The organism is Variovorax sp. H27-G14 (assembly GCF_046156345.1).
In the GTDB taxonomy this organism is placed as follows: Bacteria; Pseudomonadota; Gammaproteobacteria; order Burkholderiales; family Burkholderiaceae_C; genus Variovorax.
Genome location: NZ_JAYLVN010000003.1, coordinates 581289 through 595120, shown reverse-complemented (window position 1 = coordinate 595120; position 13832 = coordinate 581289). Strand labels below are relative to the sequence as shown.

The following is a 13832-nucleotide window of genomic DNA, read 5'->3' as shown; positions in this document are numbered from 1 at the left end:
AAAACCGGTCGTGTGATCCGGGCGCGCAAACCTCGCAAGTTTCGCGCCGCAGACCAGCGGCACCCTCACGCCTTTGCGACCTGCGGCGCAGTTTAGCTGAGGATGTGCGCGCCGGAAGCTGGCGTAGACCCTGGGTTTTCAGAGAGTTCGGCGGCCATTGCCTCGATGACCAGCGCACGCAAAACAGCCTCTATTTCATTGCGCAAACGCGGCACCATGGCATCGAGTTGATGCTGAATTGCAGCTGACACGGTGTCGCTCAAGCGCTCTTCCAAAGACAGGTCGACACGCTGCAGCACGCGGTGCAAAAGCTGCTCTTCGAGACTGACGATTTCGGCTTGCGACAACTGCGCCGCAGGCGGCAATGCCATGGCGCTCTCGGGCTGTGCCGGGGGCACCGGCTCCACGACCGCAGGCTCCGGCGGCGCGGGCTCCGCGGGCATCTCCAGCACCGTGGTCAGCGTGGGAACGAACCGGGGCGGTGTACGCAGCGTGCTGGCCATGTCAGGAACTCTTTGCGAAGTCGTGCGGCTGGATGGTGTAGCCGCGGTCGGCGTAGTGGCGCCAGCGCGAACGGCCGACCTGGCGGTCCTGCGTCTCGTCGCTCACGATGTCGATCATGCGTTCGTAGCGCTCGAAGCCCGCGGGCACTTCGAGCCCGAGGTTCACGAGCATCTCGCGGTGCGGCAGCGACGCCGCGTCGGCGCCTTCCACCGACAGCACGACCGGCGAGCGCGCAACCACATGGGCCGGCGCATCGCTGCGGCAATGCGCGACGAAGTCCACCGGCGACAGCTGCCAGAGCGCGGCATCCACCACGTCGAGCATGTGCGCGTCGCCCACCACCACCACGCGCAGGCCGCGCGCATTCACAGCCTTGCGAACCAGCCGACAGGCGTAGTTCAGCTTGTCGGGCGCGTTGTAGTAAAAGCCGATTTCCGTCACTTCGCGGACCGGGCCTTTCGCGCCGGGGTCTTCACCGCCTTGGCCTGCGGCACCGCTTCGGCGCTGGCCGCGCGGGTCGTCAGGTACGACACCAGCAGGCCCACCGGACGTCCTGTCGAGCCCTTGGCCGCCCCGCTCTTCCAGGCCGTGCCCGCAATGTCCAGGTGCGCCCAGGCAAAGTCGCCGGCAAAGCGCTGCAGAAACTTGGCCGCGGTGATGGCGCCGCCGGCACGCCCAGCAATGTTTGCCACGTCGGCAAAGTTGGTCTTCAGGCCTTCGGCGTACTCGTCGTCCAGCGGCAGGCGCCAGCAACGGTCTTGCGACGCCTCGCCGGCCTTTTCCAGCGCGGCGGCCAGCGGCTCGTCGCTCGAGAACAGGCCGCTGCGCACGCCACCCAGCGCAACCACACAGGCACCGGTCAGCGTGGCGATGTCGATCACCGCCGCAGGGTCGAAGCGCTTGGCGTAAGTCAGTGCGTCGCACAGAACCAGGCGGCCTTCGGCGTCGGTGTTGAGCACCTCGATGGTCTGCCCGCTCATGCTGGTGACCACGTCGCCCGGCTTCAGCGCGCGGCCGTCGTTCATGTTCTCGCAGGCCGGAATGAGGCCTACGACATTGATGGCGGGCTGGATGTCGCCCAGCGCGCGGAACGTGCCCAGCACGCTGGCCGCGCCGCACATGTCGAACTTCATCTCGTCCATTTCGGCGGCCGGCTTCAGCGAGACGCCACCGGTGTCGAAGGTGATGCCCTTGCCGACCAGCACCACGGGCGCCTGGTCCTTGGGGGCGCCGTGGTAGCGCAGCACGATGAAGCGCAGCGGCTCGGCCGAGCCCTGGGCAACGGCGGCGAACGAGCCCATGCCGAGCTTTTCGACTTCCTTCGGCCCCAGCACTTCGCACTTGATGTTCGGCAGCTTCGCCAGTCCCTTGGCGGCTTCACCCAGCAAAGTGGGCGTGGCGTGGTTGGCGGGCCGGTTGCCCCATTCCTTGGCCAGTTCGATGCCCTGGACCGTGGCGCAGGCCTCCTTGAAGGCAGCGGTCAGGGCCGCGGCATCGGCCACGCCCAGCGTCACGTTGCGGATGCTGCGCGGCTCGGCCTTCGACTTGGTGGTGGTGTAGACATAGCTGGCGTCGGCGGTGGCCGCCACGGCGCAGGCCACGGCAGCGGCATCGGCGGGCTGGGCGAACACCACGACCACGCGCTTGGGCGCCTGTGCCTTGGCGGCGGTGATCGCGGCAATCACGCCGCTGCGCACGGCCGCGGGCTTGCCGTCGCCGATGGCGGCGAGCACCACGCGCGACGCCACGACGTCTTCGGGGTGGTACAGGGGGAGCAGCTTGCCGGCCTTGTCGGGCAGGTCGCCGGCCTTGCGGGCACTGGCGGCAAGCACGGAAAGCGGGTCTTTTCCGGTGAGGGCAGCGCTGCCGACGAGCACGATCAGGACATCGGATTTCTCGGCTGCAGCCTGGGCGACGGTGAGGGTCTTGAGTTGAAAGTCCATAATCCTTTTTTTCCTCGAACGATGTTATTCCATTCTTCCCTACGCAAGGAGCTGTCCCGCAGCTTCGGAGCAACCCTCGTGGTACTGGTCACCATCGTGATGACCATGATGCTCATCCGTACCCTGGGGCTTGCCTCCAAGGGCAGTGTGAACCCGCAGGAAGTGTTCCTGGTGATGGCCTACACGGTGCTCGGCTACATGCCGACCATTCTGAGCCTGAGCCTGTTCATCGCCATCGTGGGCACCCTCTCGCGCATGTACCGCGACAGCGAAATGGTGATCTGGTTTTCCAGCGGCCGCGGCCTCATGGATTTCGTGAAGCCGATGTTTCGCTTCGCTTGGCCGGTGCTGATCCTCATCGCGGTGATGGCGCTGGTGGGCTGGCCGTGGGCCAATTCGCAGACCATCGGCATGCGCCAGCAGTACGAGCAGCGCAGCGACATCGAGCGTGTGTCGCCGGGTGAGTTCCGCGAATCCGCCGGGCGCGTGCGGGTGTTCTTCATCGACAAGGACACGCCGGACAACTCCAAGGCCACCAACGTGTTCATCTGGTCGATCGAGCGCAACCTGCAGATCACCACCTCGGCGCGCAGCGGCAGCATCGAGAACATCGGCAACTCGCGCTACCTGCTGCTCAACAGCGGCCAGCGACTGGAGCAGCCGATGGCCAACACAGGCCTGAAAATCAGCGAATTCAAGACCTACGGCACGCGTGCCGGTGGCAACAACGGTTTGGTGAACAACGCGACGCCGCCGCGCGCGCTCAGCACGGTGGCGCTGCTCGCCGACGCCAGCCCGCCCAGCCGCGGTGAGCTGGCCTGGCGCATCGGCATGCTGCTGACCGCCATCAATTTCGTGCTGCTGGCGCTCAACGTGTCCAGCGCAAACCCGCGCGTGGGCCGCAGCGGCAACCTGCTGCTGGCGCTGTTTGCCTTCGTCGTCTACTACAACATGCTCAACCTGGGCCAGAGCTGGATCAGCTCCGGGCGCTACAGCATGGTCGGCTTCATGGTCGTGCTGCACGGCGGCGTGCTGCTGCTCAACCTGGCCTGGCTGGGTGCCCGCCAGAACAACTGGGGCAACCGCGTCCGGCGAAACCGCGCCAGCCCGGTGGCCCTGCCCAAGATCGAACCCACCACGTGAAAACAATAAGACGCCTGATCTACGTGGAGGTGCTGAAGTCCGTTGCGTTTGTCACGCTCGGCTTTCTGAGCCTCTTCTTCTTCTTCGACTTCGTCGATGAACTGCAGTCCATCGGCAAGCCGGACAGCCTCAACTACGGGCCCATGCAGGCGCTCGTCTACGTGATGCTGCTGATTCCTAGCCACCTGTACGAGCTGCTCCCCATCACCGTGCTGATCGGCTCCATCTTCGTGATGGCGCGGCTGGCGCAAAGCTCGGAATACACCATTCTTCGCACCAGCGGACTGGGCCCGTGGCGCGCGCTGCGCACCCTGCTGCTGCTGGGCATCGGCTTCGTGGTGCTGACATTCGCCATTGGCGACTACGTGGCCCCGGCCTCCGAGCGCACCGGCCAGTTGCTCAAGGCCAAGTACCAGGGCGTGTATTCGCTGGCCGGCAACACCGGTGCCTGGCTCAAGGAAAAGCGCGGCAACACGTCGTTTGCCGTGAACGTGCTGGCCATCGACCGCAAGGGTGCGCTGAAGAACCCGCGCATCTTCGAGTTCGACAACAACGGCTACATCAGCAACCAGATCACCGCCGGCTCGGCCACCATCGGCAACGACGGCCACTGGATGCTTACCGACGTCGAACAGCAGCAGTACGACACGCGCAGTTCCGCCGAGCAGGCCCACATCGTCACCACCAAGATGCCTCAGCTGAACTGGCCTACCTCGCTGACCGGGGAGATGGTGTCGGTGGCGCTGCTGCGACCGGACCGCATGAGCACGTTCGACCTGTTCGACTACATCCGCCACCTGGACGCCAACGGCCAGACCGCGCAGCGCTACGAAATCGAGTTCTGGCGCAAGGTGTTCTACCCGCTCTCTTGCCTGGTGATGGTGGTGCTCGCCCTGCCCTTCGCCTACCTGCACTTTCGCCAATCGGGCATTACCACGTACGTATTCGGCGGCGTGATGATCGGCATCAGCTTCTTTTTGCTGAACAACGTGTTCGGCTATTTGGGCAACCTGAGCAACTGGTCACCCTGGCTCACTGCGGCGGCGCCGGGGCTGATCTATTCGGTGATGTCGCTCACCGCCTTCAGTTGGCTCGTATTGCGAAGATGACGATGACATTCGGAAAAAACGCACAGGGCATCGTGCTGCTGGCGCACGGTTCGCGCGACACGCGCTGGCGTGAACCCATCGAAGCGGTGGCCGCACGCGTGACGGCGCGCGCGCCCGACGCGCTTGTGGCATGTGCCTACATGGAAATGGCGGCGCCCGACCTGGCCACTGCCACCGCGGCTTTGATCAACGCCGGCGCCCGCGCCATTCGCGTCGTGCCGCTGTTTCTGGGCGTGGGCAAGCATGCGCGGGAAGACCTGCCGCACCAGCTTGAAGCATTGCAGCAAGCCTGGCCGAACATCGACATTTCAATGACCCGCATCGTGGGTGAAGAGCCGGAACTGGTCGACCTGCTGGCCAAAATCGCCATCAAATCCTGAACATTCGGCAATTTCGATAGATTCCGAAGGCATAATGAATTCCGTAATAAGACGGAATTTGATATGAATCTGCATCAGTTCAAGTTTGTTCAGGAAGCCGTTCGGCGCAACCTGAACCTCACCGAGGCTGCCAAGGCGCTCCATACCTCGCAGCCCGGTGTTTCCAAGGCGATCATCGAGCTCGAGGAAGAACTGGGCGTTGAAATCTTCGCGCGCCACGGCAAGCGCCTGAAGCGCGTCACCGAGCCGGGCCAGCACGTCATTGCAAGCATCGAGCTGATCATGCGCGAGGTGGGCAACCTGAAGCGCATCGGCGAGCAGTTCAGCGCGCAAGACAGCGGCACCCTTTCCATTGCCACCACCCACACCCAGGCGCGCTACGTGCTGCCGGTGCCCGTGGCCAACCTGCGCGAGGCTTACCCCAAGGTCAATGTGAGCCTGCACCAGGGCTCGCCCGACCAGGTGGCGCGCATGGTGATCGACGAAATTGCCGAGATCGGCATCGCTACCGAATCGCTCGACGGCTACGCCGAGCTGGTGACGCTGCCCTGCTACGAATGGCAGCACGTGCTGGTGCTGCCCAAGGACCATCCGCTGACCGCCAAGGAGCGCATTTCGCTCGAAGACCTGGCGCTGGAACCGATCATCACGTACCACCCGTCGTTCACCGGCCGCACGCGCATCGACCATGCGTTCGCCCAGAAGAAGCTTTCGCCGCGCATTGCGCTCGAAGCGATCGACTCCGACGTGATCAAGACCTATGTGCGCCTGGGGCTGGGCGTGGGCATCGTGGCCGAGATGGCGGTGCGCGACGAGTCGAATGCCGACCTCGTGGTACGCCCCATGGGCCATGTGTTCGGCCAGAACATTGCGCGGGTCGCGTTCAAGCGCAGCGCCTACCTGCGCAACTTCGTCTTCAAGTTCGCCGAGCTGCTGAGCGACCGCCTGGACCGCAACCTGATCGCCAAGGCCCTGAGCGGCCACCAACAAGACTACGAGCTATGAGCACAGTTCACGCCCAACTCACGCCCCTCACGCCCCGCACGCCCGAAGTCGGCACCAAGCTGCCCTCCGTGGGCACCACCATCTTCACGGTCATGTCGACCTTGGCCGCCGAGAAGAACGCGGTCAACCTGGGTCAGGGCTTTCCGGATTTCAACTGCGACCCGAAGCTGCTGGAAGACGTCACGGCTGCCATGGCCGCCGGCCACAACCAGTACCCGCCAATGCCCGGCATTCCGGCGCTGCGCGAAGCCATTGCCGCCAAGATCTCCGCGCTGTACGGCCACGGCTACAGCCCGGCGACCGAAATCACCGTCACGGCCGGCGCCACCCAGGCCATCATCACGGCCATCCTGGCGGTGGTGCGCCCGGGCGACGAAGTGATCGTGCTGGAGCCGTGCTACGACAGCTACGTGCCCAACATCGAGCTGGCCGGCGGCAGCGTGGTGCGCGTGCCGCTGGTGCCCGGCACCTTCCGCCCCGACTTCGACAAGATCGCCGCCGCGCTCACGCCGCGCACGCGCGCCATCATTGTCAACTCGCCGCACAACCCGAGCGCCACGGTCTGGACCGAGGCAGAAATGCGCCAGCTCGAAGACCTGCTCGCGCCTACCGACGTGTTCGTCATCAGCGACGAGGTCTACGAGCACATGGTGTTCGACAGCGCCCGCCATGAAAGCGTGGCGCGCTTCCCCGGCCTGGCTGCGCGCAGCTTCATCGTGAGCAGCTTCGGCAAGACCTACCACGTCACCGGCTGGAAGGTCGGCTTCGTGGCCGCGCCGGCCCCGCTGATGGCCGAGTTCCGCAAGGTGCATCAGTTCAACGTGTTCACCGTGAACACGCCCATGCAGCACGCGCTCGCGCAGTACATGGCCGAGCCCAAGCCCTACCTGGAGCTGCCGGCCTTCTATCAGCGCAAGCGCGACCTGTTCGCCGCGGGCCTGGCCGAAAAAACGCGCTTCAAGCTGCTGCGCAGCGAAGGCAGCTACTTTCAGTGCGTGGACATTTCGGCGGTAAGCGACCTGTCGGAAGCCGACTTCTGCCTGTGGCTCACCCGCGAAATTGGCGTGGCCGCCATTCCGCTGTCGGCCTTCTACGGCAATGGGTTCGACCAGCGCGTGGTGCGCTTCTGCTTCGCCAAGAAAGACGAGACCCTGAACGCGGCGCTGGAGCGGCTGGCACGGCTCTGAAGCGCTTCTGAAACGCCTCTGAAGGCGGTCGCTGACGGCGCATTGCCCGGCCATTGATGTCTTCGGTAGGACGTTCACTGACCACCAAAGGGGCGACTCTCCGGCGATCCAAACGCCGGCAAACAACGAGCATCAGGGCTCATCACAACAACTGCCCTGGAGAAACCATGTCGCTCTCGTTCATTCTGCTGATCATTCTGATCCTGATACTGGTCGGCGCACTGCCGAGCTGGGGCTACAGCCGCTCCTGGGGCTACGGGCCCAGCGGCGGCGTTGGCCTGATCGTCGTCATCGTCCTGATCCTTGTGCTGATGGGACGGATATAGGCCCTTACCGGCCGATACGGCACCGCCGATCTACGGTGCCGATAAAAAAACCCGCATGCGCGGGTTTTTTTTCGCCTGTAGCGCCCGAGCCACTCAGGTCTGCAGCTGCGCCCAGGCCTTGTCGAGCCGCTTCACGCTCACCGGCTGCGGCGTGCGCAGCTCCTGCGCAAAGAAGCTCACCCGCAGCTCTTCGAGCAGCCAGCGGAATTCGAGCATGCGGTCATCCACCACGCCCTTGCGCTCGGCCACCAGGCGCCAGTAGCGCTGGTCCTGCGGCTTCAGCTCGGCCAGCTTGGCGGCGTCGCGTGCCGGGTCGCTGCGCAGCTTGTCCAGCCGCAGCACGATCGCCTTCAGGTAGCGCGCAAAGTGCTGCAGCTGCGTCCAAGGCGCGTCGGCGATGAAGCGTTTGCCGACCAGGCGCTGCAACTGCTGCGCGGCATCCTGCACCGCCTCGGGCTGGATTCTGGTGTCCTTGATCTTGCGCGCCGCACCCGCGTACTCCACGAGGATGGTCGACGCGAGCCGCGCCACCTCGTTGGCAATCAGCGTGAGGCGGCCACGGCCTTCTTCCAGCCGCTTCTTGAACGCGAACTCGTCGGTCGGCAGCGGCTCCTGCAGAAAAGCGCGGTCGATCGCCACGTCGATGACCTGCGTGCGCAACTCTTCGGACGTGCCCAGCGGCATGTAGGCGACAGACATCTTCTGCAGGTCGGGAATGTTCTTCTCGAGGTACTTGAGCGCGTCCTTCAGCTGCAGCGCGAACAGGCGCCGCAGCCCGGCGCGGTGCTTGGCGGTCGCCACGGCGGGCTCGTCGAACACCTCGATGGTCACCGCGTCGCCCTCGTCGCGTAGCGCCGGAAAGCCGATGAGCGACTGCGCGCCGCGGCGCACTTCCATCAGCTCGGGCAGCTCGCCGAAGGTCCAGGCGGTGTAGCGCTGGCCGGCTGGCAAGGCGGGCGTGGCCTTCTCGGGCGCGGCATTCTTCGCGGGCCGTTGCCCTTCGTCGGCGGCCGGCGCCTGGGACGCGGGCGACGCCTTCACGTTGAGCCCCGCCAATGCCTGGAACGCTCCGCGCGCCTGCGCGCCCAGCTCGGCTTTCAGCGCCCCCAGGTTGCGCCCCATGCCCAGCTGGCGGCCGTGCTCGTCGACCACGCGCAGGTTCATGAACAGGTGCGGCGCCAGCATGTCGAGCTTGAAGTCGGCGCGCTTCACGTCGATGCTGGTCATGTCGCGCACGCGCTTGAGCAGCACGTCGGTCAGCGAGCCGCTGCCGAACAGCTCGGGCACCGACAGCGCCTCGGCCAGCTTGCTCGCCGACTCGGGCAGCGGCACCAGCCGCGAGCGCGGGCGCTGCGGCAGGCTCTTGAGCAGCGCCTGGATCTTGTCCTTCAGCATGCCCGTCACCAGCCACTCGCAGCGCTCTTCGCTCACCTGGTTGAGCACGAACAGCGGCACGCTGACCGTGAGGCCGTCCTTCGCGTCGCCGGGCTCGTGCAGGTAGGTGGCCACGCAATCGACGCCGCCCAGCCGCAGCGTGGCCGGAAACGACTGCGTCGTGATGCCGGCGGCTTGGTGGCGCATCAGCTCGTCGCGCGTCAGGAACAGCAGGCGCGGCTGGTCGCGCGAGGTCTGGCGATACCAGTTCTCGAAGGTGATGCCGCTGGCCACGTCGGCGGGCAATTGCGCGTCGTAGAAGGCGAAGATCAGCTCGTCGTCGACCAGCACGTCCTGCCGGCGCGACTTGTGCTCCAGCCCTTCAACTTCGCGCACCAGCTTGCGGTTGGCCTGCAGGAACGCGAATTTGGTTTCCCACTGGCCGGCCACCAGCGCCTCGCGAATGAAGATCTCGCGCGCCGCCACCGGGTCCACCTTGGTGAAATCGACCCGCCTGCCGCTGTACACCACCAGCCCGTAGAGCGTGGCGCGCTCCAGCGCCGAGACCTGCGCGCCCTTCTTCTCCCAGTGCGGGTCGAGCAGTTGCTTCTTCAGCAGATGCCCCGCCACCTGTTCGAGCCACTGCGGCTCGATGTTGGCCACGCCGCGCCCGAAGAGCCGCGTGGTCTCGACCAGTTCGGCCGCCACGATCCAGCGGCCGGGCTTTTTCTTCAGATGCGCGCCGGGGTGCTTGTAGAACTTGATGCCGCGCGCGCCCAGGTAGGCCTCATCGTCTTCCAGCTTCCAGCCGACGTTGCCCAGCAGGCCGGCCAGCATCGACAGGTGCAGCGGCTCATAGCCCGCGGGCTCGGTGTTGATGCGCCACTTGTGCTCGGCAACGACCGTGAGCAGCTGCGAGTGAATGTCGCGCCATTCGCGCACCCGGCGAATGTTGATGAAGTTCTGCCGCAGCAGCTGTTCGTACTGCCGGTTGCTGAGCTTGTGCGCGTCGCCGTGGCCGCCGCGCGCGTCGGCAATCCACTTCCACAGCCGCAGGTAGCCGCTGAACTCGCTCTTGTCGTCGTCGAATTTCGAATGCGCCTGGTCGGCCTGCTGCTGCGCTTCCATCGGGCGGTCGCGCACGTCCTGCACGCTGAGCGCCGAGGCAATGACCAGCACCTCCTCCAGCGCGCCACGCGTGCGCGCCTCCAGAATCATGCGGCCCACGCGCGGGTCGAGCGGCAGGCGCGACAGCTCCGCGCCGGTGTGCGTGAGCTCGTTGGCGTCGTCGACCGCGCCCAGCTCGTTGAGCAGCTGGTAGCCGTCGGCAATCGCGCGCGGCGACGGCGCCTCCAGGAACGGGAATTGCGCCACGTCGCCCAGGCGCAGCGACTTCATCCGCAAGATCACGCCGGCCAGCGACGACCGCAGGATTTCCGGATCGGTAAAGCGCGGACGGCCGTCGAAATCTTTCTCGTCGTACAGCCGGATGCAGATGCCGTTCGCCACCCGACCGCACCGGCCGGCGCGCTGGTTGGCCGCGGCCTGGCTGATCGGCTCGACCAGCAGTTGCTCGACCTTGCTGCGAAAGCTGTAGCGCTTGACGCGTGCAGTGCCGGTGTCGATCACATAGCGGATGCCCGGCACGGTGAGCGAGGTTTCGGCCACGTTGGTGGCCAGCACGATGCGCCGGCCGTTGTGGCTTTCGAAGATGCGGTCCTGCTCGGGGCCCGACAGCCGCGCGAACAGCGGCAGCACCTCGGCGCTGCGAAACAGCGGCTGGTGGCTGACGTGACGGCGCAGGTGGTCGGCAGCTTCGCGGATCTCGCGCTCGCCGGGCAGAAAGATCAGGATGTCGCCCGCGTTGTGCGGGTCGCGCCAGAGCTCGTCGACCGCGTCGGCAATGGCGTCGTTCAGGTCGTACTCGCGCGACTCCTCGAACGGCCGGTAGCGCTGCTCCACCGGAAAGGTGCGCCCCGACACCATGATGGTGGGCGCGGGCCCCTTGGCCGATGCAAAGTGCTGAGCGAAGCGGTCGGCGTCGATGGTGGCCGAGGTGACGATCACCTTCAGGTCGGGCCGGCGCGGCAAGATTTCGCGCAGGTAGCCCAGCAGGAAGTCGATGTTCAGCGAACGCTCGTGCGCCTCGTCGATGATGATCGTGTCGTAGGCCTTCAGCAGCGGGTCGGTCTGCGTTTCCGCCAGCAGAATGCCGTCGGTCATCAGCTTGACCGAGGCGTCGCGGCTCAGCCGGTCCTGAAAGCGCACCTTGAAGCCGACCACGTCGCCCAGCGGCGTCTTCAGCTCCTCGGCAATGCGCTTGGCCACCGAACTCGCGGCAATGCGGCGCGGCTGCGTGTGGCCGATGAGGCGGCCCTTGCCAGGCTCGGCATTGAGCTTGCCGCGGCCGAGCGCCAGGGCGATCTTCGGCAACTGCGTGGTCTTGCCCGAGCCGGTTTCGCCGCAGACGATCACCACCTGGTTCGCCTGGATGGCGGCCATGATTTCGTCGCGCCGGCCCGAGACGGGAAGCGATTCGGGGAATTCGATGCGCAAGGGAGCGGAGGGGGTCGTGGTCGTCAAGGGAAGGCAGTCGTCGGGCTGGCGCGGCGGGCAAACCGTCGATTATCGGTGCCTGCGGCCAAAGCCTGCACCGCCACGGCCAGAGCCCCGCCGCCCCCCTGCGGTGCGCGCTGACCTCACGCGGCGCGTGCTTGGCCAAGTCAGACAAATGACGCTTCATGAATGCACAATCACGCCCCATGTCCACCGTCTTCAATTTCACCTTCGTGCCGTGGTTCCGCTCGGTCGCGCCCTACATTCACACGCACCGCGGCAAGACTTTCGTGGTCGGCCTTGCGGGCGAGGCGATCGCTGCGGGCAAGCTGCAGAACATTGCGCAAGACCTGGCGCTGATCCAGAGCATGGGCGTGAAGATCGTGCTGGTGCACGGCTTTCGCCCGCAGGTCAACGAGCAGCTCGCGGCCAAGGGCCATGAGGCGCGCTACTCGCACGGCATTCGCATCACCGACGAAGTGGCGCTCGACTCCGCGCAAGAAGCCGCCGGCCAGCTGCGCTACGAAATTGAGGCCGCCTTCAGCCAGGGCCTGCCCAACACGCCCATGGCGGGTTCCACGGTGCGCGTGATCTCCGGCAACTTCATCACCGCGCGCCCCGTGGGCGTGGTCGACGGGGTCGACTTCAAACATTCGGGCCTGGTGCGCAAGGTCGACTCGTCGGGCATTCGTCGCACGCTGGACTTTGGCGCGATGGTGCTGATGTCGCCGTTCGGCTTTTCGCCCACCGGAGAGGCCTTCAACCTGACGATGGAAGAAGTGGCGACCAGCGTGGCCATTTCCATCCAGGCCGACAAGCTCATCTTTCTGACGGAAGTGCCAGGCATCCGCATGGACAGCGAGCTGCCCGAAAGCGAAGACAACCCCATCGACACCGAGCTGCCGCTGGACGCCGCCGAAAAGCTGCTCGCCTCGCTGCCGCCCGCGCAAAAACCGACCGACACGGCCTTCTACCTGCAGCACTGCGTGAAGGCCTGCAAAGGCGGCGTGGAGCGCAACCACATCCTGCCGTTTGCGCTGGACGGCTCGCTGCTGCTGGAGGTGTACGTGCACGACGGCGTGGGCACCATGGTGATCGACGAGAAGCTCGAAAGCCTGCGCGAAGCCTCGGTGGACGACATCGGCGGCATCCTGCAGCTCATCGAGCCGTTCGAGCGCGACGGCACGCTGGTCAAGCGCGACCGCACCGAGATCGAGCGAGACGTGGGCCACTACACGGTGATAGAGCACGACGGCGTGATCTTCGGCTGCGCGGCGCTGTACCCCTACCCCGAGGAAAAAACCGCCGAGATGGCCGCGCTGACGGTGTCCCCGCTGTCGCAGTCGCAGGGCGACGGCGAGCGAATATTGAAGCGCATCGAGCACCGCGCCAAGTCGATGGGGCTGGACAGCATCTTCGTGCTCACCACGCGCACGATGCACTGGTTTCTCAAGCGCGGCTTCCAGCAGGTCAACCCCGACTGGCTGCCCGAAGCGCGCAAGCGCAAGTACAACTGGGACCGCAAGAGCCAGGTGCTGGTCAAGAAGATCTGACAAACCGGGGAACCCACGATGACGCTAGCGACCGCCCTGCTCTTCACCATCGTGGCCCTTGCGGCCATCGCCACGCCCGGTCCCACGGTGCTGCTGGCGCTCAGCAACGGCTCGCGCCATGGCGTGCGCCGGGCGCTGCCGGGCATGCTTGGCGCGGTGCTGTCGGACTTTGTGCTGGTCGGCGCCGTGGCGCTCGGGCTGGGCGCGCTGCTGGCGGCCTCGGAGTTCTGGTTCTCGATGCTGAAGTGGGTGGGCGCGGTCTACCTGGCCTGGCTGGGGCTGCGCATGCTGCGCTCCAAGGGCGGGTTCCAGCTGCCCACGGCCGAGTCGGCGCTGACGGAGACGGCGGGCGAAAGCCGGCGCATCTTCTTCAAGTCGTTCCTGGTGGCGGTGACCAACCCCAAGGGCTACATCTTCTGCTCGGCGCTGCTGCCGCAGTTCATTGACCCGACGGCCGCCCAAGCGCCGCAGTACCTGATCATTGCGTTGATCTTCGCGGGCCTGGACACGTTGGTGATGCTGGCCTACGCCTTCGTCGGTGCCCGTGCGATCCGCCTGCTGACGGTGTCGGCCACGCGCTGGATCGACCGGGCCTGCGGCGGCATGCTGCTGGCGCTGGCGGGCTCGCTCGCCTTCTACCGGCGCAGCGCTGCCTGACGCTTGCGGCTGTCCTCGGGCAGCGCAGGCAGCGCAGGCAACGGCGACAAACCCCACGACGTTCCCCCGAAGCCCCAGCGGGCTCCGATGATTTT

The 13832-nt window shown here is 65.9% G+C and carries 12 protein-coding genes; 8 read left to right on the top strand and 4 right to left on the bottom strand.

Annotation, left to right across the window (positions count from 1 at the left end):
- Positions 1-92: 92 nt before the first annotated feature.
- The 3 genes from VLK31_RS11795 to VLK31_RS11785 are packed head-to-tail and all read right to left on the bottom strand — an operon-like array spanning position 93 to position 2447.
- Positions 93-503 (bottom strand): hypothetical protein, encoded by a 411-nt coding sequence (locus VLK31_RS11795; RefSeq protein ID WP_409168574.1) that lies wholly within the window; start codon positions 501-503, stop codon positions 93-95.
- A gap of 1 nt (position 504) precedes the next feature.
- Entirely contained in the window at positions 505-945 is a 441-nt protein-coding gene (locus VLK31_RS11790) for a DNA polymerase III subunit chi (RefSeq protein ID WP_409168573.1), read from the bottom strand.
- Positions 942-2447, bottom strand: a complete 1506-nt coding sequence (locus VLK31_RS11785; RefSeq protein ID WP_409168572.1) for a leucyl aminopeptidase — start codon at positions 2445-2447, stop codon at positions 942-944. The genes VLK31_RS11790 and VLK31_RS11785 overlap by 4 nt, the downstream gene beginning before the upstream one ends.
- Before the next feature lie 21 nt (positions 2448-2468).
- Here VLK31_RS11785 and lptF point away from each other — a divergent pair, with 21 nt between their 5' ends.
- The 6 genes from lptF to VLK31_RS11755 all read left to right on the top strand — a co-directional run bounded on the left by lptF (position 2469) and on the right by VLK31_RS11755 (position 7597).
- Positions 2469-3590 carry an LPS export ABC transporter permease LptF gene (gene lptF / locus VLK31_RS11780; RefSeq protein ID WP_409168571.1) on the top strand — a complete coding sequence of 374 codons (1122 nt, stop codon included), beginning with the start codon at positions 2469-2471 and terminating at the stop codon, positions 3588-3590.
- On the top strand, positions 3587-4699 hold the full coding sequence (gene lptG / locus VLK31_RS11775; protein ID WP_409168570.1) for an LPS export ABC transporter permease LptG: 1113 nt from the start codon (positions 3587-3589) through the stop codon (positions 4697-4699). The genes lptF and lptG overlap by 4 nt, the downstream gene beginning before the upstream one ends.
- A gap of 2 nt (positions 4700-4701) precedes the next feature.
- Positions 4702-5079 carry a sirohydrochlorin chelatase gene (locus VLK31_RS11770; protein ID WP_409168569.1) on the top strand — a complete coding sequence of 126 codons (378 nt, stop codon included), beginning with the start codon at positions 4702-4704 and terminating at the stop codon, positions 5077-5079.
- 63 nt (positions 5080-5142) lie between these two features.
- A complete protein-coding gene (locus VLK31_RS11765) occupies positions 5143-6084 on the top strand; it encodes a CysB family HTH-type transcriptional regulator (RefSeq protein WP_409168568.1) in 942 nt (313 codons plus the stop codon).
- Entirely contained in the window at positions 6081-7271 is a 1191-nt protein-coding gene (locus VLK31_RS11760; protein WP_409168567.1) for a pyridoxal phosphate-dependent aminotransferase, read from the top strand. Before VLK31_RS11765 ends, VLK31_RS11760 begins: the two co-directional genes overlap by 4 nt.
- A gap of 167 nt (positions 7272-7438) precedes the next feature.
- Complete coding sequence (locus VLK31_RS11755) at positions 7439-7597, top strand: DUF3309 family protein (protein WP_409168566.1); 159 nt, start codon at positions 7439-7441, stop codon at positions 7595-7597.
- 93 nt (positions 7598-7690) lie between these two features.
- Here VLK31_RS11755 and hrpA read toward each other — a convergent pair whose 3' ends face one another.
- Positions 7691-11554: an ATP-dependent RNA helicase HrpA gene (gene hrpA, locus VLK31_RS11750; RefSeq protein WP_409168565.1), complete on the bottom strand. Its 3864-nt coding sequence runs from the start codon at positions 11552-11554 to the stop codon at positions 7691-7693.
- A 179-nt stretch (positions 11555-11733) separates the two neighbouring features.
- Here hrpA and argA point away from each other — a divergent pair, with 179 nt between their 5' ends.
- Both argA and VLK31_RS11740 read left to right on the top strand, forming a co-directional pair.
- A complete protein-coding gene (gene argA, locus VLK31_RS11745; protein ID WP_409168564.1) occupies positions 11734-13080 on the top strand; it encodes an amino-acid N-acetyltransferase in 1347 nt (448 codons plus the stop codon).
- A gap of 18 nt (positions 13081-13098) precedes the next feature.
- A complete protein-coding gene (locus VLK31_RS11740; RefSeq protein WP_409168563.1) occupies positions 13099-13737 on the top strand; it encodes a LysE family translocator in 639 nt (212 codons plus the stop codon).
- Positions 13738-13832: the final 95 nt, after the last annotated feature.

Excerpts from the sequence above, each read along its gene's own strand:
- VLK31_RS11755 (WP_409168566.1), top strand. The coding sequence starts at position 7,439 with ATGTCGCTCTCGTTCATTCTGCTGATCATTCTGATCCTGATACTGGTC.
- VLK31_RS11740 (WP_409168563.1), top strand. The coding sequence starts at position 13,099 with ATGACGCTAGCGACCGCCCTGCTCTTCACCATCGTGGCCCTTGCGGCC.
- VLK31_RS11795 (WP_409168574.1), bottom strand. The coding sequence starts at position 503 with ATGGCCAGCACGCTGCGTACACCGCCCCGGTTCGTTCCCACGCTGACC.
- VLK31_RS11760 (WP_409168567.1), top strand. The coding sequence starts at position 6,081 with ATGAGCACAGTTCACGCCCAACTCACGCCCCTCACGCCCCGCACGCCC.
- VLK31_RS11770 (WP_409168569.1), top strand. The coding sequence starts at position 4,702 with ATGACATTCGGAAAAAACGCACAGGGCATCGTGCTGCTGGCGCACGGT.
- argA (WP_409168564.1), top strand. The coding sequence starts at position 11,734 with ATGTCCACCGTCTTCAATTTCACCTTCGTGCCGTGGTTCCGCTCGGTC.
- lptF (WP_409168571.1), top strand. The coding sequence starts at position 2,469 with ATGTTATTCCATTCTTCCCTACGCAAGGAGCTGTCCCGCAGCTTCGGA.
- VLK31_RS11765 (WP_409168568.1), top strand. The coding sequence starts at position 5,143 with ATGAATCTGCATCAGTTCAAGTTTGTTCAGGAAGCCGTTCGGCGCAAC.
- VLK31_RS11785 (WP_409168572.1), bottom strand. The coding sequence starts at position 2,447 with ATGGACTTTCAACTCAAGACCCTCACCGTCGCCCAGGCTGCAGCCGAG.